Origin of the sequence: Halospina denitrificans, from assembly GCF_004364635.1 — a bacterium.
Taxonomy (GTDB): domain Bacteria; phylum Pseudomonadota; class Gammaproteobacteria; order Pseudomonadales; family Oleiphilaceae; genus Halospina; species Halospina denitrificans.
In genome coordinates this window covers 204,240-228,021 of sequence record NZ_SOAX01000006.1, presented here as the reverse complement: position 1 = coordinate 228,021, position 23,782 = coordinate 204,240, and the positions used below count along the sequence as shown (strand labels likewise).

Below are 23,782 nucleotides of genomic sequence, written 5' to 3'. Positions count from 1 at the left end.
ATTGAGAACTACGAGCCTGCATCCAACCTGCTGGAAGGGCGTTTGATCATGGTCACGGGGGCCGGTGACGGGATTGGGAAAACGGCTGCCATGAGCTATGCGGCGCATGGGGCCACGGTGATCCTGCTTGGGAAGACGATCAAGAAGCTTGAGAAGGTGTACGACGAGATTGAATCCGCGGGGTATCCGGAGGCGGTGATTCTGCCGCTGGATCTGCAGGGGGCCACGGCGGCGGATTATGCGACGGTGGCGGAGCGGATTGAGGAGGATTTCGGGCGGCTGGATGGACTGCTGCACAACGCGGGTATCCTGGGGGATCTGACGCCGCTGGAGCATTATGATCCGGAGACCTGGAACAAGGTGATGCAGGTGAATCTTACGGCGGAGTTTCTGCTGACCCAGGCGATGATTCCACTTCTGAGAGCTTCCCAGGACAGCAGTGTGATCTTCACGTCATCAAGCGTTGGCCGCAAGGGGCGTGCGCACTGGGGGGCCTATGCGGTGTCGAAGTTTGCCACCGAGGGGCTGATGGAGACGCTGGCGGATGAGATGGACGACAAGCGTAACAATGCACGGGTGAACAGCCTGAATCCGGGGGCCACGCGCACCTATATGCGGCACATGGCCTACCCGGCGGAGGATCCGGGGCGGAATCCGAAGCCGGAGGCCATTATGGGGACCTACCTGTACCTGATGGGCCCGGATTCCAGAGGGATCACCGGCGAGAAGTTCGACGCCCAGGTCAAGCGCTGACCAGGGCCGAGGTGTCTTCCCCGCCGAAGGCGTCCAGCAGGGCTGGAACCAGGCGGGCGAATTCGAGGGTCATCAGGGTGAAGGCGGTATCAAACCGGGCCGCCCTGTCCTCGCCCCCCTCATCGTCCAGCCGGTCCTTGAGACCGTCGCCGAACTTCAGGCGGCGGATGGTGAGCTCATCGTCGAGCACCATTTCCAGGTTGTCCTCCCAGTTCAGTGCCAGGCGGGTCACGCTCATGCCGTTGTCCAGGTGGCCACGAACCTCGTCACCGCCAAGGTCCAGCCCACGGATGCGGATCACACCACCCTCCTCGCTGTCATCACGGAGCTCGCACTCATTACCGGGCTGCAGCGAGGCCGGCGGTTCCACCTCGCCCCGCAGCCACTGCGTCATGATGAAAGCCGGTGACTGCTGCACAGCCGGCGGCCGCACAGGGAGTGAGCCCAGGGTCTCGCGCAGCTCGGACAGCAGCATCTCGGCCGCATTGGAACTCGCCGAATCCACCACAATCAACGATTCCTCCGGTGCCAGGTAGGCGTAGATGAACCGCGAACGCGTAAACGCCTTCGGCAGCAACTCCAGCGTCACCTGATCCTTGATCTCATTCTTCTCCTTGCGACGCAGGGGCCGGCCCTGCTCCTCCTCCATGTGCTCGACGCGCTCATCCACCGTCTCCTTGATCACGGCCGCCGGCAGCACCTTCTCCTCGCGACGCAGACAGACCAGATGGTAATTCCCCGAAGTGAACACCAGCTGCTGATCCTCCCGCCCCAGGGGCGGCACCCAGCCAATGCGCTCACTGTCCTGGGGCGCACAGGGCTTGAAAGCGCGCGCTGCGAGCGCCTCCTCAAGAGCCTCCGCAGACCAATCGAAGGCTTTGGTGATACGATAAAGACGAGCGTTACGAAACCACATGCACACAAATCCCTGCGTGTTGATTGATGAAGGCGGGGATTATCCGGGGGAACAAAGCATCATGTCCACAGGCACCACCCTCTATTTTTACGTCACCGACCAGTGCGAACTCTGCAAACAGGCCGAACAGGTCCTGGTCGAAACCCCAATAGACACCCCCATCCCGGTGGAAGTCGTGGATATCGCGGAATCCGAAACACTGGTGGAACAATACGGAGAGCGAATCCCCGTACTGAGAATGGAACCCCAGGGCAAAGAACTGAACTGGCCCTTCACCCAGAAGGATGTCATCAACTTCCTGGGCAACCACTAGCACAAGATATGGGGCAGGGAGCGAGGTGACGCTTCCCGGGAAGCTCCGGAGCCATGGATGGCGTAGGGCAGCCTACAGGGACGTACTCGTGGCGATTCCCGGGAAGCGTCACCTCGCTCCCTGCCAAGGCACAATGTTAAACTCAACCCAATAGAACCCAAGGAAGAATAGCCAATGTTAATGGTCGTCTCACCAGCCAAAAAACTCGACTACGACAGCCCCCTACCCACGGACAAACACACCCAACCCCGCTTCCTGGAAGACGCCCGGGAACTGATCGACGAACTTAAGACCCTGGAACCCTACCAGGTCAGTAGCCTCATGGGCATCAGCGAACCCCTCGGCGAACTCAACGCCCAGCGCTACCAGGAATGGCACACCCCCTTCACCCCGGACAACGCCCGCCCCTGCGTATTGGCGTTCAAGGGCGACGTCTACGAAGGCATGGCCCCCCAGACCTTCAGCGACAAGGACCTCGACTTCGCCCAGGAACACCTCAGAATCCTCTCCGGCCTCTACGGCGTCCTCCGCCCCCTGGACCTGATGCAGCCCTACCGGCTGGAAATGGGCACCAAGTTCGAAAACAGCCGGGGCAAGGACCTCTACGCCTTCTGGAAAGAAACCATTACCAACTCCCTCAAAGAAGAGCTCCAGGCCGACGACGGCGTCCTCCTCAACCTCGCCTCCAACGAGTACTTCAAGGCGATAGACCACAAAAACCTGAACGCCCGCATCATCACCCCCCAGTTCAAGGACTGGAAGAACGGCCAGTACAAGATGATCAGCTTCTACGCCAAGAAAGCCCGAGGCATGATGGCCGCCTGGGTAATCCACAACAAACTAACCAACCCGGAAGACGTCCAGAACTTCGACACCGACGGCTACGCCTTCAACGAAGAACTCTCAAGTGGCGACAACTGGGTATTCACAAGAGGCGGGTAACTACAGAACAGGCAGCCTGCACGAAGCAGGCTTGGGCGGGGTGGTCCTTTCCGGGAAGCTCCGGAGCCATGGATGGCGGAGGGCAGCCTACAGGGACGTACTCGTGGCGATTCCCGGAAAGGACCACCCCGCCCAAGCCGTCACCAAAGGCAGAAAACAACGAAATCAGATCGGCGGCAACTCCCCATCAACCCGATCCAACTGCCAATCCTCCCGCGGCTCATTCAAACTCAACCGAAGGTCCATCACCTCCTCGTCGTCGTTATAAGTCACCTTAAACCCAAGCGCCCGAGCCAACCCATTCATCGACTCATTCCCCGGCAACACATTACCCACCATTTCCAGAGTACCCCGCGCGCGACAGTACCGGATCATTTTCTCCATCAACACGCGCCCAAGCCCCTCCCCGCGCATCTCATCCCGCACCATCACCGCAAACTCGCAGTGGATGTTGTCCGCATCCGTCCAGACACGAACCGAGCCGAGAGTCCGTTCATCCCCATCCTCAGTCGACTCAGTGGCGATAAAGACCATCTCCCGGTCATAATCGATCTGCACCATGCGCGCCACATCCTCGTGGCTGAACTGGTTGCGGTACTGGAAGAACCGGTAACGGATCGTCTCCGGTGACTGACTCTCGTGGAATTCCAGGTGCCTGGGCTCGTCCTCCGCACGAATCGGACGCAAAAGCACCTCCCGACCGGACTTGAGTACCACGGTCTCCTCGAGCTCCCGGGGATAGGGCTTGATCACGGGCGAGACCGCCTCGCCCAGGTTGATCGCCACATCGCAGGCCACGGCACCCTCCGTGCCAAACAGCAGCGGCAGGATCTCCAGACCTCGCACCTCGGGGATGTCACTGATGATCTGTGACAGTGTCACCAGCGTCTGGCAAACCCCGCGGCTATCGTCTTCCGGATGGTGGCTGTATTCACGCAGCAGACGGTACATATAACTGCGGGAGACCAATTCATAGGCGAGGTTCATATTCAGGGGAGGCAATCCAACACGCCGGTCCGTCATCACGTTGACCCGTGCCCCCGCGGAGCCGCACACGATCAGAGGCCCGAATACCGCGTCGCGTGTGATGCCGACACTGAACCCAATCCCCCCAAGATGGGCATCCGTCTGATGAAGCGCAAAACCAAGAAAACCACTGTTGGGGAAATGCTTGCGGTACTGTTCCAGCAGCAGGCGACAGGCCTTGGCAACCCCCTGCTCGTCGTTGAGGCGACGGATGGTTGCCTTGTAGCGTCCACGACCCGTGGTCTCTTCCAGAAAGGGATGGCAGCCCGCCTCGTGCAGCAGGGTCACATTCACGGGGCCACCCCACTCCCGGAACGCCTCGATGGCGTCGTCCTCGTCATCGCAGTAGGCCGTCTCCAGGGTCTCTATACCATAGGCCGAAATCAGTTGCCGCGCCTCCTGGTGAAGAAGGTGGTCACGCCGGCTACGGATCACCCTCTGAACCATCTTACGCGCCTCCTGGCGGTCCACCTCGGGCTCCGGCCAGGACTCCGGCGTCTCCGCCAACAGCCGCTGGCCACGCTGGTGCTGCACGAAATGCATAAAGGCCCGAATCGCTTTCTCCGGGGAGAAAAAGGTGGGCAGCCCTTCCTCGTAGAAGGCTTCCCGGGCATCCAGCACCGTGGCCTGCCCCAGCCAGCAGGTGAAAACATTCAACCGTTGACGCTTAACCGCCTTGAGAACGGAGTCCGCTATGTGGAGGGTATCCTCCAGCAGCGTCGGCGTGTACATCACCATCACATTGGCAACGGCCGGATCCTTGCCCAGGATTTCAAGCACATCCGCGTACAGCTGGGGCGACGCATCAAAGCCAAGATCCAGCGGATTGCGGACGCTCAGATAATCCGGCAGGCGTTTCTGCAGAGCTTCCACCGTCTTTTCCGAGAAGCTGGCAAGCTGACCGCCCTGATACTTGAGCCGGTCCACGGCAAGAACCCCGGGGCCAACTCCGTTTGACACCACCACGAGCTCCTCACGCCGTACCTTGCGCATACGCGACAGGCTCTCCAGGCCATCAAACATCTCGTCCAGCCCGTTGACCCGGAGCACACCCGCACGCTGGAGAGCCGCATCATAGATGGGATCGCTCTGGGTGAGCCCATCCGGTAACGGCTGTGGCATGTATTCGGACTCAGGGTAACGCCCGCTCTTGACCGCGATCACCGGCTTGGTGCGCGAGGCGGCACGCACCGCCGAGATAAAGCGCCGGGGGTTGGGGATGTGTTCCATGTGCAGGAGGATAGCGCGGGTTCCGGGATCCTCCGCGAGGTAATCGATCAGGTCGTCGTGGCCGATGTCCATGCCATCACCCAGGGTCAGAAGCCTTGAAAACCCCACTCCCCGGGCAAAGGCCCAATCGATGACCGCACTGCATACTGTGCCAGACTGCCCCACGAAGCCAATCTTGCCGGGAAGCACGCCCATGTGCGCATAGGTCGCGTTGAGGTTGGTGGAGGGCGACATGATCCCGATGGTATTCGGCCCCAGAACCCGGATGCCTGCCTTGCGCGCCGCGTCACGCACTGCGTACATCAACGGCTGGCCATTACGACTGTGGGAGCGGGACATTCCGCCAGTCATGACCATGGCGGTTCGCACCCCCGCCTCCCCCAGCTGGCGAACCACCTTGGGCACGGTCTCTGGGGGTGTACAGATAATGGCAAGATCCGGAACCAGCTTCATGCTCCTGACGCGCCGTACACAGGCAACGCCATGCACCTGATCGTAACCGTGACGATTGACGACAAGGAGCTTACCGCCATAGTCACCGGCCATCAGATTACGCAGCACCATACCACCAAGGCTGGTGGCACGCTCCGAGGCACCAATAACGACAATGGAGCGCGGATTGAACAGTGCGTTGAGATTCCTCGTGGACATAGTGCTCCCTGTTGACTTGCCACAATACGGCCGACGGCCCACAATCCTTCCTACAGTGTAACCATCATGCAGAGTCCAGACGATGTCCACCGCATTTTTCCATCACCCCGACTGTGAAGCCCACGACATGGGCGACGACCACCCCGAGAGCCCGAAACGCCTCCGGGCCATCGAGGATCGGCTGACCCAGACCGGGCTCATGGACAAGTTGCTGGTCACTCAGGCAGAAGAGGCCTCCCGGGATGAGATCCGTCGCGCCCACCCGGACAAGTACATCGACCAGCTCGAGCAGATGGCCCCCACCAAAGGCCGGGTCATGGCCGACCCGGACACCATGATGACCGCCTACAGCCTCAGGGCTGCGCGGCTTGCGGCAGGATCCGGTGTCCAGGCAGTGAACCAGGTTTTGGTCAACCAGGCCCGTAATGCCTTCTGTGCCATACGCCCTCCGGGCCATCACGCCGAGCGCAGCCGGACCATGGGCTTCAGTTTCTTCAACAACGTGGCCATCGCCGCGCTGCATGCCTTGAGCTTCCATCACCTGGAGCGGGTGGCGATCCTGGATTTTGACGTGCACCAGGGCAACGGCACCATTGATATATTCCACCACGACCCACGGGTGCTTATGTGCTCAAGCTTCCAGCACCCCTTCTACCCCTACAAGCATTATCACGATATGCCGGACCATGTTGTAAACGTCATGCTCAAGGCCGGCACGGACAGTAAAACCTACCGTCAGGCCATCACCGAAGGCTGGCTGGATGCACTCGATCGGTTCAAGCCCCAACTGATTCTGGTGTCGGCGGGATTCGATGCCCACCGGCTTGATCCGCTTGCGGACATCGAGCTGGAGACGGAAGATTACCGCTGGATCACCGACACCATCACTGATGTGGCGAAGGCCCACTGCCGGGGCCGGGTGGTTTCCATGCTGGAAGGCGGTTATAACCTGCAGGTTCTGGCTGACGGCGTCGAAGCCCATGTGCGGGGCCTGTTGGCGGCGGGGAACGCCTCACTCTGACCCATCGCTGGCAGAGATCGTTCTGAAGCGCGCCTCAAGGAGCCTGTCCATGGTGCCGTCCTTATGCATCGCCTTCAGGGCCTCGGCGATAAGCTCGCTCGCCTTGTCCCGAGAGGACCGCCTGGACATGTACAGCTTACCTTCGTTGGGTTCGAGTTCCAGAAGGATTTTCAGGGTGGAATCATCCGTGTGTTCGGGGTTGTAACCCGGGGGAATGGCGATTTCCGTCGCAACGACGGCTTTGAGGCGACCACGCTTGAGAAGGCGCACTCCATGCGCCACGTCGTTCACGGGCACCTTGTGAATCTTCTCATTCTTCTCAAAGGCGCGGCCGTACCAGGTTCCGTCCAGATACCCAACGTTGTCGCCGTTGAGTCCGGCCAGAGAGTTGATGGACTCATCCCCGTCACGTCCGAGCACCAGCACCCTCGCCGTTGCAATATGCCCTACTCGTTCGCCGATTCTCTCAACCCCGGGGGTGGCAAAACTTGGCACAAAGTCCGCGATCCCTTCCTCGAGCTCAAGAAGCGTGCGGCCGTGGGGGCGGACGTGATAACGAAGGGGAAGGCCCGTGCGGGAACGCAGTTCCTTGACGATCTCAACGAGCACGCCCTGAGGTTCTCCTCCCGGCACCTCCCTGGCATAGGGATCAATGGCGGCAAGACTGAACACGATGGGCTCCTCGGCATCGCCACCATCCCGTGCAGCAACAGCGGGCGCAGAGAGGGCAAGACCAATAACGACAACAAGGCTCCACACCAGGGACGCCAACCGGTCCTGTTTGACAGGGTTCCAGCGCATGAAAAAACTCCGGTCCGCTTAAAATGTGAGCTGATGCTGTATTAAAGCACAGGGACCGGAAGCCGTCAGCCCCCAGGTGGCATCGCGGTTTCCGGACAGGGCATCAGCCTCTACTTCTCAGCGCCAACGCTGAGAAAACGAGCCCAGTCTTCGGGCTCGTCCACGTCCCAGAGGGGCGCCAGGCACTGGTACCGGAGTCCTTCCTGTCTGAGCCTCCGGCAGGTCTGCTCAAAAGCCCTGGGGGTTCCCCAGTCAATACCGGCAAGCATAGCGTCGGTGGTGGTTCGCGCACCGATGAGCACATAGCCCCCGTCGTCGGCCGGACCAATAACCACATCCGCATTTTCAAGCCCCTCAAGGGCTTTCCCAATGTAATCCGCATCCACCGAGGGGCAGTCACTGCCGACGATAATGGCCCGCCCGGCAGAACCTATCCCCCACCTGAGAGCGCGGGTCATGCGGGCACCAAGATCTTCCCCCGACTGGACCTTCTGGGTGATCCCGCTCGTTTCCAGAATTCCGAGAATCCCTGCCGCCTCATCGGGGGGCACTTCCAATGACCGATCCCACCAGAAACTCACCGGATAGCCCGTAGCCATCAGTTGATCCAGTACCGCCCGCGTCAGCGCAACATGAGCATCGAGGGCGCCCTGCTCCCCCAATGCCGCAGCCAGGCGGGTCTTTACCCGTCCCTTCTCCGGCCACTTGGCAAACTGGATCAGGAGTGGTTCGTCAGTCGCTGCCAAAGCAATACCCTATACGGATTTCTTCATGGATAGTAGCGGGCCCGAAGCTGCTCCGCAGGCACACCGCGCCAGTAATCCCAGCGCAGTCGCCACATCAGCAGGATTGTTCGCCAGGCGCCATTGGCCTCCCATCGCCGGCTGTCGGTCACCACCGGTGAAGGGATACAGAAAGGGCGGGAGTGTTGCTTCAGTCGCCCACTGAATTCCACATCCTCCATCAAGGGAAGTGGCGCAAACCCACCCAGACCTTCAAACAGGGAACGGCGCACGAACTGGGCCTGATCCCCCGTGCAGATGCCAGTCAGGCGGGACCGCAGGTTCATGAAGAAGCCAATGACCCGAAAAAGCCCCCGATTGCCGGAGAGCCGCACATCAAAACGCCCCCAGTCCCGGTTGCTTCGCCAGAACCGCTCCAGCCATTCAGGGGCAGCCTCCGGGAGCAGCGTATCCGCATGCAGAAACAGAAGCAGGTTGCCCCGGGCCTGCGCCGCGCCGGCATTCATCTGAGCCGCGCGGCCCGGCATGGCGGCCACCCATTGATCATAAAGGCCGGCGGCAGCTTCCCGGGTGCCATCGGTACTGCCGCCGTCGCAAAGAACCACTTCGTGCCCGCCTCGCCTGAGTGCTTGCAACGCCTCCAGGGTCCGGCGAATACTGGCGGATTCATTAAGCACAGGCATGATGATGGAAAGCTGCATCGGGTCCATGGGCGCCGAGTCTAATCCCGCTTCACGCCCACAACAACAATTGCATTTGAAGCCCGGGCCATGGCTCGCTACCATACGCGCTTCCATGCCCCTGTAGCTCAGTCGGATAGAGCATCCGCCTCCTAAGCGGAAGGTCGCTGGTTCGAATCCAGCCGGGGGCACCATATCCTGCCCGATGACTCACCTAACGGACCAAAACCATGCCTACTTTCGATGTGGTGTCTGAAATTGACGAAGTGGAACTGCGTAATGCCGTGGACAACGCCAACCGCGAACTCGGCACACGCTTTGATTTCCGGGGCGTGACCGCCAGCGTTGAACTCAAGGACCTGACGGTGACGCTGACCAGCGAATCGGATTTCCAGGTGCGCCAGATAGAGGATCTGTTCCGCAAGGCCTGCGCCAAGCGTGGGGTCGATACGGCCGGCGTGGAAATGGAGGATGAACCCGTTCACAGCGGAAAGACCTTCTCCCTCAACATGACCTTCCGCCAGGGCATCGATCAACCCACGGCCAAGGCTATTGTCAAGCTGCTCAAGGAGAAGAAGCTGAAGGTCCAGGCGTCCATCCAGGGGGACAAGGTGCGGGTCAGTGGCAAGAAGCGCGACGACCTCCAGGAGGCGATCGCCGCGCTGCGCGAGTCCAGTATTGAACTACCGCTTCAGTTCAATAACTTCAGGGACTGACTACTTACTGACGACCATAGATCGCCATCTCCGTACCACTGATATCCAGATGATCAATGGCGATGGAACCGATGCTTGCAGCACCGCTACTGTCGCCACTGCCAACATTGATCGTTGGCATCCAGATATCGCTGACAAAGTTATCAACCTGGACCCGCAGGGTCTCGGAGGGTCCCGAGGCAGAGATCGAACCTGCCGCCCCGACCCTCAGCTGCGCGTTCACCGGTTGAAGAGCCAGGCGCACCGAGTTTGTGTCGGGGAACGCCGCCTCTTCTATCAGGCCATTGCTGCTACTATCCGTACCTTCCAGCGACCCCGGACCACCCATGCGGAGCCCTTTCAGTGACACTGCGGCCACGTCAAAATCCACATCAAGGTTTTCAATAGCGAAGAAAGCGTCCATCGCGAGGGACCCCGAACCGCCAGTATTGCCCTGCAGATCCTCGACCCTCGCCAAAACATCAAATCCGCTCACCCACATGCGCATATCGAAATTCGATATGAGCGTTGCGGACCCCGAACTACCACTCAATCCGACCGAGCCAACAGAGACCCCCAGGTCAACCGGGTTGAAGCCCATTGGACCGAAACGCAACAGAGCGTCTCCGTTTTCCTGGAGATCGATGTCGATCTTGATATCGAGGTTCTCGGTAATCTGATCGTTAAGCGGACCGAAACCACCAATCTCAATGTTATTGACCAACACCGACCCCGTGGAAGGACCCTGGGAATAGTCAATCTGGTCGATGGTGACGCGCGTGTCGAGTTCAATCGTCACGCCCGCCTGCCCAGTCACCTCGCTCAAGGCTGCATCGTCCAGAGGCGTGGTCCCGTAGGCTAGCCAGGGCGCCGCTGCGATGGCAGCCCCCAGCGTTACTTTTTTCAGGCCTTTCATATAATGACTCCTACAGCATTCCATTGTTTGTTTTTTTCTAATTATTTGTTCAGTCCCGGAGGACCTCACTGTCCGACATTAACAAAGAGAAAGCCGATTTAATGTGAAAACCTACCTTTTCGATTACCCACATTTAATATTTGTGTAACAATTCATACTCTGAACCCTTTTTCATCTTTTACAGATATGTCTCTACGGGAATACAGGGATTACACGGCGAGGGAGAGCAACTTCCTGAAGGAGACGGTGAGCATCAAGCTCTCGGAGGTGGAGGGGAGCGGGGAACGAAGATTGGGGTACGAAGAACCGCCTGCGGGATGCGGTTCAGCGCCGCGACCTGATCATTCAAGCTGGAATGGGGTAGGATCGCCCTTCCCTTCCCGGATGATTCTGGGCATATCGCCGCACAGATCCACCACCGTAGTCGGCTCCATGCCACAGAAGCCGCCCTCGATGACCAGGTCAACATGGTGCTCCAGCCGATCCCGGATCTCTTCCGGGTCGTTCATGGGCCACTCCTCACCCGGAAGGATCAGGGTGGAACTCATGATCGGCTCCCCCATCTCCGCCACCAGCGCGTCCACGATCCGGTGATCCGGCACGCGGATGCCGATCTGGCGACGTTTCGGGTGCAGCAAACGCCTGGGGACCTCACTGGTTGCATCCAGTATCCAGGTGTAAGGGCCCGGGGTATGGGATTTCAGGAGCCGGTACTGGACGTTGTCCACCTTGGCGTAGGTGCCGATCGCGGACAGATCCCGGCATACCAGGGTGAAGTTGTGCTTGTCGTCCAGGTTGCGCAGCCACTGGATCCGCTCCGCCGCCTTTTTCTCGCCCAGGCCACAGCCCAGCGCGTAGGCGGAATCCGTGGGATAGGCGATAACCCCGCCACGACGCAGGATCTCCACCGCCTGGCGCACCAGCCGCGGTTGCGGGGTTTCCGGATGGATCTGGAAATACTGGCTCATATCACCTCGCTCAGCCGGCTTTTGAACCGCCCATGCAGGGCGGGGACTGGGGGGCACCGCTTTCGCTGTTCTGCCACTCCTCGGGAGTGTAGAGGTGCAGCGTCAGCGCGTGGATGCCATTGTTCATTTCCTCGGAAAGCGCGCCGTAAACGGCCTGATGACGGGCAATGCGGCGCTTGCCCTCAAAGGCCTCGCTGGCCATGACCACACGGAAATGGGTTTCCGAGTTGGCGGGCACCGCATGCTGGTGGCTTTCGTTCTCCACCTGGAGAACGGAGGGATTGAATCCTTCGCTCAGCCGGTTTTCAATTGCCGCCTGCAGAGACATAAACCACGCTCCGGATGCTGAATTCGTTACAATACCGGATTGAGTTTAACACCCTTCACCGGTACTGTCCCTAACCCACGGGGTCCCGATGCGCCTTTATATTGCGGAAAAACCGTCACTTGCACGCGCCATTGCCAGTGCCCTGAGCAACCGGCCCGAGCGCGGCCAGGGCTACCTGAAGTGCGGAGAAAACATCGTGGTGAGCTGGTGCATCGGCCACCTGCTGGAACCGGTAGAGCCGGCCCACTACAACCCCCAATGGCAGCGCTGGCGGCTGGATACCCTGCCCATCATCCCCGACAACTGGGAACGCCAGCCCCGCGCGGATGTCCGTGACCAGCTTGGCGTGCTTGAGAAACTGATCAGGCACGCCACGGACATCGTTCATGCCGGGGATCCGGACCGCGAAGGCCAGTTGCTGGTGGATGAAGTGCTGGAATGGTGCGGTTCTCCCGCCGGCGTGCGGCGCGTCCTGATCAACGACCTCAACCCCGAGGCCGTGCGCAAGTCCCTGGAAGCCGAGACCGCCAACCGCCGCTTCCAGCCGCTCAAGGCCTCGGCGGAAGCACGCCAGCGCGCGGACTGGCTGTATGGCATCAACCTGAGTCGGGCCTACACGCTCTATCATCAACGCAAGGGCCAGGAGGGCGTATTCTCGGTGGGCCGTGTCCAGACGCCCGTGCTCGGGCTGGTCGTCCAGCGCGACCGGAGCATCCGTGACTTTGAGCCACGCCCTTACTTTCAGCTGGACGCCGTCCTCGCCCCGGGCACGGAGCCGGACCACCTTTTCCGGGCCCGCTGGCAACCCGGTGAAGACGTGGCCCACAAGCTGGATGAGAACGGCCGACTGCTTGAGAAAGGCCCCGCGGAACAGGTCCGCGACCGGATACAGGGACAGACCGGCGAGGTGGTGGATGCCAGCTTCCGTGAGCGTGCGGAGGCACCGCCGCTGCCCCTGTCGTTATCCGTGCTCCAGATCACTGCCGCGCGGCGCCACGGCATGGGTGCCGAGCAGGTCCTGAAAGCCGCGCAGTCCCTCTATGAGACCCACCAGCTCATCACCTACCCACGCTCAGACTGCCGTTACCTGCCGGAAGGGCACTGGTCCGACCGGCATGAGGTGGTCGCGGCCATTGCCGCCACCCATCCGGAGCTGGTCGAAGGCGGCGTGCCGGAGGACATCGCCCGCCGGAGCAAGGCCTGGAGCGACCACGAGGTCGGTGCCCACCACGCCATTGTGCCCACCCAGCGCCATAGCTCACTCCGGAAACTGTCGAAGGACGAAGCGGCGGTCTATGACCTGGTGGCGCGGTTCTACCTAATGCAGTTCGAATCCGACGCCCTCCACCGGGAGGGGCAGCTTGACTGTCGCATTGGCGGCGAGGCCTTCAAGGCCCGGGAAACCGGCATCATCAGCGAGGGCTGGAAGCGGCTGGAGCCCGTAAGGCGCCGCAGTGACCACAGTGAAAAGGCGCCCACCCCACTTCCACGGCTCGAGCCGGGGGCGCAGGTGAGCTGTCACGAGGCGCGCTGCCTGGAGAAAACCACGCAGCCCCCGACACCCTTCACGGACGCCACCCTGCTGTCAGCAATGACCGGCATCGCGCGCTTTGTGCAGGACGCTGACCTGCGCCGGACCCTGCGCGAGACGGACGGCCTTGGCACCGAGGCCACCCGGGCCGCCATTATCCAGACCCTGTTCAACCGTGGCTTCCTGTTACGGGAGAAGCGCGCCATTCACGCCACTGACAAGGGCTGGGCCCTGATCGAGGGCCTGCCGGAGAGCGCCACAACCCCCGACCGCACCGCCATCTGGGAATCCCAGCTGGAGCGGATCCGTCAGGGGGACAGCGACCCGGAATCCTTCCTGGAACAACTCACCACCGATATACGCACGCTTCTGGATCCGGCTATTGCGGGTGCCAGGCCGGCGCCCGCTGAACACACGGGCGTGCACTGCCCCCGATGCCGCGCCCCCATGCGCAAGCGTTCCGGCAAATTCGGTGATTTCTGGTCCTGCTCGCGCTTTCCCGAATGCCGTGGTAGCCGGGCCGTGGAAGCCGAAGACGACAGCAGTGCCGGCGACGGCATGGACCAGGCGCCCGTGCCCTGCCCTTATTGTTTCGCCCCTCTGGTGAAGCGCTCCGGCCCCAAAGGCCCTTTCTGGGGCTGCAGCCGCTACCCCGCCTGCCGCACAACGCTCTCCGACCAGGATGGCAGACCGGATACCAACAGCCTGAAAACCTGAGCATCGGCCGGTCTTAAGACACGTTACCCTTTAAAACAAAAGGATTACTGAAGTGCAAGCATTGCTGTGCCATCTTTCACGGTGAATAACTTTGGAGGCGCCAATGCGCATCGCGTTGCTGGAAGACGAGCACGAACAGGCGGAACGCATCGCCGAGCTGCTCCATGACGACGACAAGACCTGTGACTACCTCGCCACCGGACAGGCCTTCCTGAGCGCCGTGGCACACAAGAGCTACGATCTGCTGATCCTGGACTGGCAGATTCCGGATATCGACGGTATCGAGGTTCTCCGGAATGTCCGCGCGACGCTGGACTGGCCCATCCCCGTGCTGTTTGTAACCCAGCGCGCCAACGAGCAGGACATCATCACCGCCCTGGACGCCGGTGCCGATGACTACCTGGCCAAGCCCCTCCGCCCCGGGGAGTTGCTCGCCAGGGTCCGCGCGCTGCTGCGACGCGTCCATCCCGAAGTGGAAAAGGAACACCTGGAATTCGGGCCTTTCACCATCGACAAGGGCAGCCGGGTGATCTATTGCCATGACGAGCCCATTGAGCTCACGGACAAGGACTTCGACCTGACGCTTTTCCTGTTCCAGAACCAGGGCCGCCTACTCACCCGTGAGATGCTCCTTGAACGGGTCTGGGGCGTGTCCAGCGACATCAACACACGCACGGTGGACACTCACATGAGCCGTCTGCGGCGACGACTCGGCATCAAGCCGGAAAACGGTTTCCGGATCAAGACGATCTACCAGCGCGGTTACCGCCTGGAAGCTGTGGATACAGAAGCCATGAGCGCCTGAAACAGGCAGTAGTTTTTATGCGGTATAAAGCAGTACGCAGACGACTTGAACCCATGACGGCAATGCTCCTGTTGTTGATGGCATTGGCTGGCACCCAGACGGCATTGGCCCGTGGCTCAACAAGCACGGAGCTTGAAACTGCTCCGCCGGTGCCTGAGCGTAGTGGCGACTGGACCTACACGGTACGCCCCGGCGACAGCCTCACGGGCATCAGCGACCGCCTGCTCGGCGCCGGCCGAGGCCAGAAAGACCTGGTCAGCTATAACAACATCAGCACCCAGCACCCCCTGAGGCCCGGCGCAGCCCTGAAGATACCGCTGACCTGGCTGGAGCGCAGCCCCAGACCCGCCCGGGCCACCTCCGTCACGGGCACCGTTTTCCTACACCCGCACCCTGCCACCGAACCTCAGGAGTTGGGCGTTGGTGACAGGCTCAACGTGGGGGATGAGGTCCGGACCACCGACGGGCAGGCGATTGTCGAGCTCGCTGATGGCTCCATCCTGAAGATCGAACGCCACAGCCGGATCACCTTCGACCGGCTTACGCAGTATGGCCGCTCAGGCATGGTCGATATCCGCCTGAACCTGGAGCGCGGGCGCGTCAATACCGATGTGGAGCCCTTTGAGCACCGGGGCTCCCGTTTCGAGATTGAAACGCCCTCGGCGGTCGCGGCTGTGCGTGGCACCGCCTTCAGCCTGGAAAGCGGCAGCGGCGGCACCCTGCTTGAGGTCCGCGAGGGCGAGGTCTGGTTTGGTGATGGCGAGAAGCAGAAAACCGTGCACGCGGGCTACTCCGCCATTCATGGCAGCAACGTGGCGCAGTCACTGGCCCGCTTGAAGCCGCCCCGGGAATACTTGCGCACAATGACACCTTCAGCAATATTGTCGGGGCAGTAACCGCTGAGGACACGCAACCCCGGGTTCAGCTGGAACCGGGTCAACGCTATCATGTGCGGGTAAAAGGCCTGGCAACGGATGCGATAATAACCAATGACTGGAGCGAGCCTTACGAAACCTCCGTTCAATAATGACCCCATGCGGAAAGGAACTCCCTGATGCGCTCCAGTGGCCTTTTTCCATCCAGGCGCCTGGCACGCTGGCACCTGATTCTTCCCCTGACCGCCCTGCTCGTACTGCTGACGGTCACCCCGGCAACGGAGCGCCTGGATCTCTGGCTCTATGACACCCTGATTCAACAGAGTCGCCTGGCCCCGCCGGACGAGCTGGTACTTGTCGCCATCGACGAAAAAAGCCTGGACCGCCTGGGGCGCTGGCCCTGGCCCAGGCAGTACCATGCCAGCCTGATTGATCGACTCGACCAGGCCGGCGCCAGCACCGTTGCGTTCGACATCCTGTTCACGGAACCCTCGGAACGCGGCGCCCAGGACCGGCAGCTTGCTGACGCCATGAAACGCCACGGCGACGTGGTGCTGCCCCTGCACATCTACCCCAGCGACGATGAGCAGCCCTTACGCGAGTTCCTTCCCATTGCAAGTCTCACCAAAGCCGCTGGTGCCCTTGGCCATGTGCATGTGGAGTTGGATGACGATGGTATTGTGCGCGGCTTTTACCGGCGGGAGGGGCTGGGGGAAGCCGTTTGGCCCAGCCTTGCCGACGCCGTGATCCAGCAGAGTGGAATGGAGACCCAAGGCTCGGACACAGCGGCAGTCGCCGCGGATGCCCCGTTCGTCAACGTGAGGCAGAACCACGTCCGTATTCCCTTTTCGGGCCGTGCCGGGCGCATGCCCTCGGTATCCTACATCGACGTCCTCGAAGGGCGGGTTCCGCCGCAGAAACTCAGGGACAAGGTGGTATTCGTGGGCATTACCGCCGCCGGCTTCGGGGATATGCTGCCCACCCCGGTCTCCGGACGCACGGCTCCGCTCAGCGGCGTTGAGTTCCATGCGAACGCCTTTTCGGCCATTGCGCAGGACCGGGTTATTCAGCCGGTCTCCGGCTGGGCATCACTGCTGCTGGGCCTCTTCAGTGTTGCCATCATCGGGGCCTGCTTTCCCCGCTGGCGCCCGATGCGCACCCTGGCTCTGGCGGCTGGCCTGACATTGCTGCCCATCCTGGTTTCCTACGGCCTGCTGCGTCTCCAGGCCCTGTGGCTCACACCGGGGGCGCCCGCACTCACCGCCGCCCTCGCCTTTCCCCTGTGGACGGCCCAGCGGCTTGGCCTCCTCAACCGTTTCCTCAATCGCCAGCTCCATGCCCTGGGTCGTGAACGGCGCATTACCATTGGCCGCCTGGAAGACCGTGCACCGGCCCAGTTACTGGATGAGCTCCAGGAGCTGCTCCAGGCCAGCGACAGTTGGCTGACCAGCAATCATCAGCCCATCCGTGGCCAGCCGCCCTCCGGCTCGGACACCCTCCTGCCCCAGAAGCAGGCCGGAAAATGGCACCATGAAGCCAGCCGCAGCCGGATCCGCTTTTTCCGCAACGGATACTGGCATGAGCTGGGCCTGGTCTGGACCAGCGAAGCCGACGCCGCCACCGTCAGACCATTCCTTGACAGCCTGCACCTGCATACCGGCACCACGGAACCAGTCATCGAACGCTCCCGGGAACGGGTCTCACACCACATCGAGCAGGTGCACAATGCAACGCTGGCGCTGGCCGGGATGCGCCGCTTTATCGGCTCCGGGTTCGAACGCATGCCGGACGGCGTCATCGTCACGGACGCGCTGGGCGTTATCCGCTACGTCAACGCCCGGATCCCGGAATGGTTCCAGCTGCCCCGGGAAAGCCTCACCGGTATGCCGCTGCAACGGTTGATGATCAGTGGTAGTACCGAGGAAAGCCGCCAACCAGAACGGATCTGGCGTGAACGCATCCTGACGATCCTTAACGAGCGCCACGAGGACGTCATCGACTATTGGCTGCGGGATCGCGCCCTGCTCATACACCTGGCGCCCTTCGATCTCCCCGAGCAGCGTCATCCGGGGCTCATCGTCAACCTCTCCGACATCACCAATCTGCGCGAGCGCCAACGCCAGTACCGGGAAGCCATCGACTTCATTTCCCATGACGTGCGCTCACCTCTGGTGTCCCAGCTTGCCCTTCTGGACCAGTTGCGACGGGAAGACCAGCCGGTGGCGCCGGAAACGCTGGACCAGATCGCCCGCCTCGCCCGGCGAAGCTACCAGCTGGCCGAAGAATTCGTGCAACTGGCCCGGGCCGAGGAACTCACCGACAAGCGGTTCTACGATTGCGAACTCCTGACCATTGCCGAGAATGCGGTGGACGCGGTCCAGGAGCAGGCCCTCGCCAACCAGGTCCGGCTCGAGCTTGATGGCCGGGAGGACCTGTGGTTGTCAGGAAACGCGGAACTCCTCGAGCGGGCAGTCATTAACCTGCTCACCAACGCCATCCAGTACAGTCCGGGCAATACCGTGGTCTCAGTCAGCGTGGAGAATGCGGGCCAGACGGGCGCCCTGAGTGTTACGGACCAGGGTCCGGGGATTGAGCTGGAAGACCAGCCCATGGTTTTTCAGAGATTCCGGCGTCAGAAGGGAACTGAGATGGGAGGGCCTCACGGAGCAGGGCTGGGCCTGGCCTTTGTCCAGACCGTGGCAGAGCGGCACCGGGGCGTGGTGGACCTTGTCAGCACCCCGGGCCGTGGCTCCACTTTCCGGCTCTATCTGCCACTGACAGAGCCGGATTGATCAGATCTTCTTGCTGGCCAGGTCCGCCTCGCGACTCACGTTGCCATCAGTATCGCGGGTCTGAACGGTAAAATACCAGGTTCCTTCATCAAGATCCTCGATCACGTGCTCCATGTCGGTGCAATTTACACAGGACACTTGCTCGGTGTTGGCAAGGGTATCCGGATCCTGTCCCCAGGAAACGATATAGTAATCAATTGACCCGACCTTCAGGGTATCCCCATTCTCACGCTGGGTCGGTGCATCCCACATCAGGGTTGCGGTTGTATCCAAGGTCGTTGTATCACCATCCGTTTCGGTTGTATCACCATCCGTTTCGGTTGTACCACCATCCGTTTCGGTTGTGCCGTCATCAACCGATTCGTCATCAGTGGTGGAACTATCGCCGGAACTGTCCGCGACGAGGTCGTCTTCGCTACTCGGCCGACTCGCGGTTTCCTGTGTATCATCCGTAACACTCTCGTCCTGTTGCGCGCTCTGACCGTTATCGCTTCCAGTATCTGAGGCACCATCAATCTGACAGCCAGCCAGAATAAAGAAGCCTGCAAACAGCACCCAGGTCGGGTTCTTGAACGTTTTCTTGGCGGGATATGACATGTTCTTGCACCAGTTCGTTGACATTTCACGAACTAGGCTACCCGCCAACTTTGTAAAAGTGTGTTTATTCAGGCAGTGTTTTGCTACATTTTACGCCATTTATTTGACACCCGCTTGATCCCGCGATCTCTTTCCAAACCTCCTGCAATGAGAGCTTCCGCTGGCGAAACTGTACAGGCGAACCATCGCCGGCATTGACGATGGGGTTATCCGCAACCGGATAAACAATGGTGAAACCAGCGGTAGGGCGTCTCGCAAGCGGGCTGCAGGCAGGCTATTACTCTGCTCGCAAAGAAGGGGGGGGCAATTACAGGGATTCGGGCAAATCATGCCTCACGTCCGGTGTTCCGGCGCACGGGCTTCAACCGACATTCGTATTGAACGGACGGTTATGGCCAGGGACCTGTGGTTCAGTCGACGATGATGGTTCCGCCGACGGGCTCGTCATCACCCGGTTGGGTCATAAACTGCACCTGTTCCGATTGCATCTGGAATCCATTCTAAAAAGGCTTTAATCCCACCTGCTGTGACCCGGTTAGCACTCCAGCAACAACAACCCCATGGATTTGTTAAATCCGGACATACTGTGACAAACCCATCAACGGCCACCCAACGTATGGAACCATGATGGGATTCACAACGACATAGTTCTTGATAGCGGGACAGATCACATTTCCGCAAAAATGAACTACAGTTTGTAAACAGGTGTTACAGGGCGTGTCAGACAGGACCGGGGGCGGGCATAATACGGCCAGATTCATCCAGGTCTGCAGTCTGACTGATTGAACCGGGAGGCGAGGCAGACGTGTTGCTGAAATCACTATGGCGCAAAACCAGCCGAAGCACCGCGGCAGCCGGCGAGCCGGAGCACGGGCACCCAGCTGGCCGATTCCGGCTCAGGGATCACCTCACTTACACGGGTGACTACCACCTCGAGCGGCTCAGCAAACTGTTGGAGCTGCGCTACCATCGACAGTTCCCCTGGAACAGCGACGACCATATCCGCAGCATGATCCAATTTGCCTCGCGCGTTCAGGATCAGGATATACAGCGTGAGCTGCTGCTTTTCTACCTGAACTGCTCTCCCACCGTGCAGGAATACCTGAAAACCGGCGGCATTGTTGATGGATCCCATTACATTCACAATGCGGAGAGCGGCAACGGTAACAGCAGACCGTAATACCGCAGGGCCAACCAACCTATTCCCGCATAACCAACAGGGAGCCGCTCGATGGAATACCTGCACACCATGGTCCGGATCAGTGATCTGGACGAATCCCTGCATTTCTACTGCGACCTCCTTGGCATGCAGGAGGTCAGCAGGCGCGACAGTGAACGGGGTCGTTTCACCCTGGTATTCCTGTGCGCCTCCGGCGACCGCGAAGCTGCCGAGAAGCACAACGCCCCCATGCTTGAGCTGACCTACAACTGGGACCCGGAGACCTATACCGGCGGGCGCAACTTCGGCCATCTCGCCTACCGCGTGGACAACATCTACGACACCTGCCAGTTCCTGAGCGACAGGGGCGTGACCATCAACCGCCCCCCGAGGGATGGCCGCATGGCCTTTATCCGTTCTCCGGATGGCATCTCGATTGAACTGCTCCAGAAAGGTGATGCCCTGCCCGAGCAGGAGCCCTGGGCGTCAATGGAGAATACGGGCACCTGGTAGCGTGAAAATCTACGCCAGCTTATGCAGGGTGTTATAGGCCAGCCGCTCTATACCCTCCCAGTCCCTGGCGGCGATCAGGTCCTGCGGCACCAGCCAGGTGCCGCCCACAGCCGCCACATTGGGCTGATCCAGATAGTCCTTCGCGTTCTCGCCGCCGACGCCTCCGGTGGGCACCAGCCAGGCCTCGGCAAAGGGACCCAGCAGTGACTTCACGGCGGGCACACCGCCACTGGCCGCCGCGGGAAAGAACTTGAACCCCCGATACCCTTCTTCAAACCCCATCAGGAGCTCGGACGCCGTTGCCACCCCGGGCAGCAACGGCACGGCCGCGGTAACGCCATAGTTCAACAGGTGCGGCGTCGACCCGGGCGAGACCACGAAATCAGCACCCCCATCGATGGCCGCATGGTAATCATCAATGGAACGCACCGTGCCCGCCGCCAGAGTCAGCTGGGGCAGATACTTGCGGATGCGCGCCAACGCTGGCAACGCCGCCGGGGTTCTGAGGGTAATCTCCAGGGCGGTAACGCCCCCCGCAACCAGGGCATCCGCCACGGAAAGCGCCGTAGCCTCGTCGTCAACGGTAAGAATGGGTATCACGTGGGCCCGCCGAATATGGGACTCAAGGTGGCGCTGAGGGCTGGGCTGGTAACCCGATTCCTTTTTCATCAGGGACTCCAGAAGACTGTCAGAGGCTCGGCAACAAGTCGTGCTACCGGATACTGCGCATAGTCCGGCTTCTCCTCCAGAATGTACTTCAGAAGCGCCCGCTTGTCGTCCCCCTGAACCAACAGAACCCGCTCGCCAACCTCCTGGAGCGCCGGCCAATTCAGGCTCACCCGCGCCCGTGGCGCCTCCAGCGCAACCGTCTCGACATAGCCGGGGCGCCCCTCCGGCGCCATTGCCACCAGAGAAGCGTCATCCCCCGGAAACCAGGACGCCGTGTGCCCATCCAGCCCCATTCCCAGCACCGCCACCACCGGCGGCCAATGCACCCGGGCAAGCGCCTCAGCCGGCCCCGGTGCGGACTCAAGAAGCGACACGAATACCGCCTCCGAGGCCCGATTACGAAGCAGGTGCTCCCGAATCAGAGCCTCATTCGCCTGAGGGGATCCCGGCACCACCAGCCGCTCATCCACGGGCAGCACCGCCACCCGCTCCCAGTCCAGTTCCTGCTCACTCAGCACCTCAAAAAACCGTGCCGGCGATCGTCCTCCTGAAACGGCCAGAGTTACCCCGGACTGCATCGCCAACGCCTCACGAAGCCGATCCGCCACATGCACAGCCAACCGCTGCGCCAGCGCCTCACTGTCTGTTTCCTCTACCCACCTCGGGGCAACCAATGGTTCCATGGCCATAAGATAAATCCATTGTTATTACAGAGTATCGCTACTTACTTTATCCTTTCTGGGTTCAGCTGACATGTCCGAAGGGCAAGCGGAACTCACATTCTTCATTCGTTTCAAGGCCAGACGTGATGGAACAGAAACCCGAAATCCTCGATACCCGCCTCGTCCACCGCAGCCGCCTCTTCGGCATCGAAGAAGTTCACCTGCGCTTCTCAAACGGCACCGAATGCCAGTTCGAACGCCTGCGCACCCCGCCCATCGCCGGCGTCATGTGCGTCCCGCTACTCGATGACAACACCGTCGTCCTGATCCGCGAATACGGCGCCGGCACCGAGGAGTATCACCTCACCCTGCCCAAGGGCGGCTACGAACACGGCGAGGACTGGCGCGAAGCGGCCAACCGCGAACTCCAGGAAGAGGCGGGCTACGCCTGTGGCAGGATGACCTTCCTCAAGGACATGACGCTATCGCCGGGCTACATGGGCCACCACATCCGCGCCGTGCTGGCCGAGGATCTGCACGAATCCCGGCTGCCGGGGGATGAGCCGGAACCACTCGAGGTGCTGACCTGGGAACTCTCCCGGCTGGACGAGCTTATGGAACGGGATGATATGAACGAAGCACGGGTCATCGCCGCCCTCTACATGGTCAGGGCCATGAAAGAGAGCGGCTGACGGAGGTCAGGCGTAGGCGTAGGGGCCGCCGGCTTCAAGCGCCCGACGGTACGCCGGGCGCTGCTGATAGTGCTCGACATAACGCTGAATATTTGGATAGCGTTTGCCCGCCATGCCCGAAGCGACCACCGCTTCCAGAGGAAAGCTCATCTGGAAGTCCGCCGCGGTGAGCCGCCCGGCAACAAACCACTCGTAACGGGCCAGATGATCCTCCACGAAATCCAGGTGCGACTGGATCATGGGCCCGAGAAACATCTTGTGGGTCTTGTCCACAATGCCCTTGGCCACCGGGCGCGCAAAAAAGGGCATGGGGCCGGACTTCACTTTCTGGAACACCAGCCGCATCACCAACGGCGGCATCAAAGAGCCTTCCGCGTAATGCATCCAGAAGGTCCAGTCCAGGAATCCCTCCTCTCCTTCTTCCACCACGAAGCGGCGCTCGTCGTCCTTGCGCACCAGGTAATCGACAATGGCGCCGGATTCGGCAATCACCAGGCCGTCATCCTCAATCACCGGGGATTTACCCAGGGCATGGACCCGCTTGAGACTCTCCGGTGCCAGGTTGGTTTTGGAGTCCCGCTCATGCCGGACAATCTCGTATGGCATGCCCAGTTCCTCCAGCAGCCAGAGAATCCGTTGTGAGCGGGAGTTGTTCAGATGGTGGAGTGTAATCATGGGAGCTCCCTGTCGTTTGATCCTGAATCAGCCATTCTACGAGCACCCGGCGCCGCTGGATCATGCGGCACTTCGACCATGGTCTAATTGCGGCCTTCCCGCATGCGACGCA

At 60.9% G+C, this 23,782-nt stretch carries 24 protein-coding genes and 1 tRNA gene; 13 read left to right on the top strand and 12 right to left on the bottom strand.

Annotated features, from left to right (window positions below; genetic code table 11):
- The gene (locus DES49_RS12970) at nucleotides 1-753 is read left to right on the top strand and encodes a YciK family oxidoreductase (protein ID WP_133736875.1); all 753 of its coding nucleotides are present in this window, start codon (nucleotides 1-3) and stop codon (nucleotides 751-753) included.
- On the opposite strand, the gene rdgC is transcribed toward DES49_RS12970, so the two are convergent.
- Nucleotides 743-1,669, bottom strand: coding sequence for a recombination-associated protein RdgC (rdgC, locus tag DES49_RS12965; RefSeq protein WP_133736846.1), 927 nt, complete (start codon nucleotides 1,667-1,669; stop codon nucleotides 743-745). The genes DES49_RS12970 and rdgC overlap by 11 nt on opposite strands.
- On the opposite strand from rdgC, the gene DES49_RS12960 reads away from it, so the two are divergent.
- Complete coding sequence (locus tag DES49_RS12960; protein ID WP_424955239.1) at nucleotides 1,668-1,982, top strand: glutaredoxin family protein; 315 nt, start codon at nucleotides 1,668-1,670, stop codon at nucleotides 1,980-1,982. The genes rdgC and DES49_RS12960 overlap by 2 nt on opposite strands.
- Before the next feature lie 174 nt (nucleotides 1,983-2,156).
- Nucleotides 2,157-2,924: a peroxide stress protein YaaA gene (yaaA, locus tag DES49_RS12955; RefSeq protein WP_133736845.1), complete on the top strand. Its 768-nt coding sequence runs from the start codon at nucleotides 2,157-2,159 to the stop codon at nucleotides 2,922-2,924.
- Between the two features lie 165 nt (nucleotides 2,925-3,089).
- Here yaaA and DES49_RS12950 read toward each other — a convergent pair whose 3' ends face one another.
- The gene (locus DES49_RS12950) at nucleotides 3,090-5,831 is read right to left on the bottom strand and encodes a bifunctional acetate--CoA ligase family protein/GNAT family N-acetyltransferase (protein ID WP_133736844.1); all 2,742 of its coding nucleotides are present in this window, start codon (nucleotides 5,829-5,831) and stop codon (nucleotides 3,090-3,092) included.
- Between the two features lie 82 nt (nucleotides 5,832-5,913).
- On the opposite strand from DES49_RS12950, the gene DES49_RS12945 reads away from it, so the two are divergent.
- Nucleotides 5,914-6,852 (top strand): histone deacetylase family protein, encoded by a 939-nt coding sequence (locus tag DES49_RS12945; protein WP_133736843.1) that lies wholly within the window; start codon nucleotides 5,914-5,916, stop codon nucleotides 6,850-6,852.
- On the opposite strand, the gene DES49_RS12940 is transcribed toward DES49_RS12945, so the two are convergent.
- From DES49_RS12940 to DES49_RS12930, 3 genes are all read right to left on the bottom strand, one after another.
- Entirely contained in the window at nucleotides 6,844-7,653 is an 810-nt protein-coding gene (locus tag DES49_RS12940) for a substrate-binding periplasmic protein (protein ID WP_133736842.1), read from the bottom strand. The two genes, DES49_RS12945 and DES49_RS12940, sit on opposite strands and share 9 nt — an antisense overlap.
- A 110-nt stretch (nucleotides 7,654-7,763) precedes the next feature.
- On the bottom strand, nucleotides 7,764-8,399 hold the full coding sequence (locus DES49_RS12935; RefSeq protein ID WP_133736841.1) for a TIGR04282 family arsenosugar biosynthesis glycosyltransferase: 636 nt from the start codon (nucleotides 8,397-8,399) through the stop codon (nucleotides 7,764-7,766).
- Between the two features lie 23 nt (nucleotides 8,400-8,422).
- The gene (locus DES49_RS12930; RefSeq protein WP_166646084.1) at nucleotides 8,423-9,106 is read right to left on the bottom strand and encodes a TIGR04283 family arsenosugar biosynthesis glycosyltransferase; all 684 of its coding nucleotides are present in this window, start codon (nucleotides 9,104-9,106) and stop codon (nucleotides 8,423-8,425) included.
- Between the two features lie 87 nt (nucleotides 9,107-9,193).
- On the opposite strand from DES49_RS12930, the gene DES49_RS12925 reads away from it, so the two are divergent.
- Nucleotides 9,194-9,270, top strand: a tRNA-Arg gene (locus DES49_RS12925).
- A gap of 36 nt (nucleotides 9,271-9,306) precedes the next feature.
- Nucleotides 9,307-9,792 carry a YajQ family cyclic di-GMP-binding protein gene (locus DES49_RS12920; protein ID WP_133736839.1) on the top strand — a complete coding sequence of 162 codons (486 nt, stop codon included), beginning with the start codon at nucleotides 9,307-9,309 and terminating at the stop codon, nucleotides 9,790-9,792.
- A gap of 4 nt (nucleotides 9,793-9,796) precedes the next feature.
- On the opposite strand, the gene DES49_RS12915 is transcribed toward DES49_RS12920, so the two are convergent.
- The 3 genes from DES49_RS12915 to DES49_RS12905 all read right to left on the bottom strand — a co-directional run bounded on the left by DES49_RS12915 (nucleotide 9,797) and on the right by DES49_RS12905 (nucleotide 11,983).
- Entirely contained in the window at nucleotides 9,797-10,687 is an 891-nt protein-coding gene (locus DES49_RS12915) for a DUF6160 family protein (RefSeq protein WP_133736838.1), read from the bottom strand.
- Between the two features lie 341 nt (nucleotides 10,688-11,028).
- On the bottom strand, nucleotides 11,029-11,655 hold the full coding sequence (locus DES49_RS12910; RefSeq protein ID WP_133736837.1) for an L-threonylcarbamoyladenylate synthase: 627 nt from the start codon (nucleotides 11,653-11,655) through the stop codon (nucleotides 11,029-11,031).
- A gap of 10 nt (nucleotides 11,656-11,665) precedes the next feature.
- Entirely contained in the window at nucleotides 11,666-11,983 is a 318-nt protein-coding gene (locus DES49_RS12905) for a BolA family protein (protein ID WP_133736836.1), read from the bottom strand.
- An 88-nt stretch (nucleotides 11,984-12,071) separates the two neighbouring features.
- Here DES49_RS12905 and DES49_RS12900 point away from each other — a divergent pair, with 88 nt between their 5' ends.
- The 4 genes from DES49_RS12900 (at nucleotide 12,072) to DES49_RS12885 (ending at nucleotide 18,703) form a co-directional block, all read left to right on the top strand.
- Nucleotides 12,072-14,231 carry a DNA topoisomerase III gene (locus DES49_RS12900; RefSeq protein WP_133736835.1) on the top strand — a complete coding sequence of 720 codons (2,160 nt, stop codon included), beginning with the start codon at nucleotides 12,072-12,074 and terminating at the stop codon, nucleotides 14,229-14,231.
- A gap of 103 nt (nucleotides 14,232-14,334) precedes the next feature.
- The gene (locus tag DES49_RS12895; protein WP_133736834.1) at nucleotides 14,335-15,036 is read left to right on the top strand and encodes a response regulator transcription factor; all 702 of its coding nucleotides are present in this window, start codon (nucleotides 14,335-14,337) and stop codon (nucleotides 15,034-15,036) included.
- Between the two features lie 53 nt (nucleotides 15,037-15,089).
- Nucleotides 15,090-15,932 (top strand): FecR family protein, encoded by an 843-nt coding sequence (locus DES49_RS12890; protein ID WP_166646083.1) that lies wholly within the window; start codon nucleotides 15,090-15,092, stop codon nucleotides 15,930-15,932.
- Between the two features lie 158 nt (nucleotides 15,933-16,090).
- Nucleotides 16,091-18,703: a CHASE2 domain-containing protein gene (locus tag DES49_RS12885; RefSeq protein ID WP_133736832.1), complete on the top strand. Its 2,613-nt coding sequence runs from the start codon at nucleotides 16,091-16,093 to the stop codon at nucleotides 18,701-18,703.
- On the opposite strand, the gene DES49_RS12880 is transcribed toward DES49_RS12885, so the two are convergent.
- Entirely contained in the window at nucleotides 18,704-19,300 is a 597-nt protein-coding gene (locus DES49_RS12880; RefSeq protein ID WP_133736831.1) for a fibronectin type III domain-containing protein, read from the bottom strand.
- A gap of 805 nt (nucleotides 19,301-20,105) precedes the next feature.
- On the opposite strand from DES49_RS12880, the gene DES49_RS12875 reads away from it, so the two are divergent.
- On the top strand, nucleotides 20,106-20,480 hold the full coding sequence (locus DES49_RS12875; RefSeq protein WP_133736830.1) for a hypothetical protein: 375 nt from the start codon (nucleotides 20,106-20,108) through the stop codon (nucleotides 20,478-20,480).
- 51 nt (nucleotides 20,481-20,531) lie between these two features.
- A complete protein-coding gene (locus DES49_RS12870; protein WP_133736829.1) occupies nucleotides 20,532-20,972 on the top strand; it encodes a VOC family protein in 441 nt (146 codons plus the stop codon).
- Between the two features lie 9 nt (nucleotides 20,973-20,981).
- Here DES49_RS12870 and eda read toward each other — a convergent pair whose 3' ends face one another.
- Nucleotides 20,982-21,641: a bifunctional 4-hydroxy-2-oxoglutarate aldolase/2-dehydro-3-deoxy-phosphogluconate aldolase gene (eda, locus tag DES49_RS12865; RefSeq protein ID WP_133736828.1), complete on the bottom strand. Its 660-nt coding sequence runs from the start codon at nucleotides 21,639-21,641 to the stop codon at nucleotides 20,982-20,984.
- Nucleotides 21,641-22,330 (bottom strand): 6-phosphogluconolactonase, encoded by a 690-nt coding sequence (pgl, locus tag DES49_RS12860; protein ID WP_133736827.1) that lies wholly within the window; start codon nucleotides 22,328-22,330, stop codon nucleotides 21,641-21,643. Before pgl ends, eda begins: the two co-directional genes overlap by 1 nt.
- A 119-nt stretch (nucleotides 22,331-22,449) precedes the next feature.
- Here pgl and nudE point away from each other — a divergent pair, with 119 nt between their 5' ends.
- Complete coding sequence (gene nudE / locus DES49_RS12855) at nucleotides 22,450-22,995, top strand: ADP compounds hydrolase NudE (protein ID WP_133736826.1); 546 nt, start codon at nucleotides 22,450-22,452, stop codon at nucleotides 22,993-22,995.
- A 6-nt stretch (nucleotides 22,996-23,001) separates the two neighbouring features.
- Here nudE and DES49_RS12850 read toward each other — a convergent pair whose 3' ends face one another.
- On the bottom strand, nucleotides 23,002-23,670 hold the full coding sequence (locus DES49_RS12850; RefSeq protein ID WP_133736825.1) for a glutathione S-transferase: 669 nt from the start codon (nucleotides 23,668-23,670) through the stop codon (nucleotides 23,002-23,004).
- Between the last annotated feature and the right edge of the window lie 112 nt (nucleotides 23,671-23,782).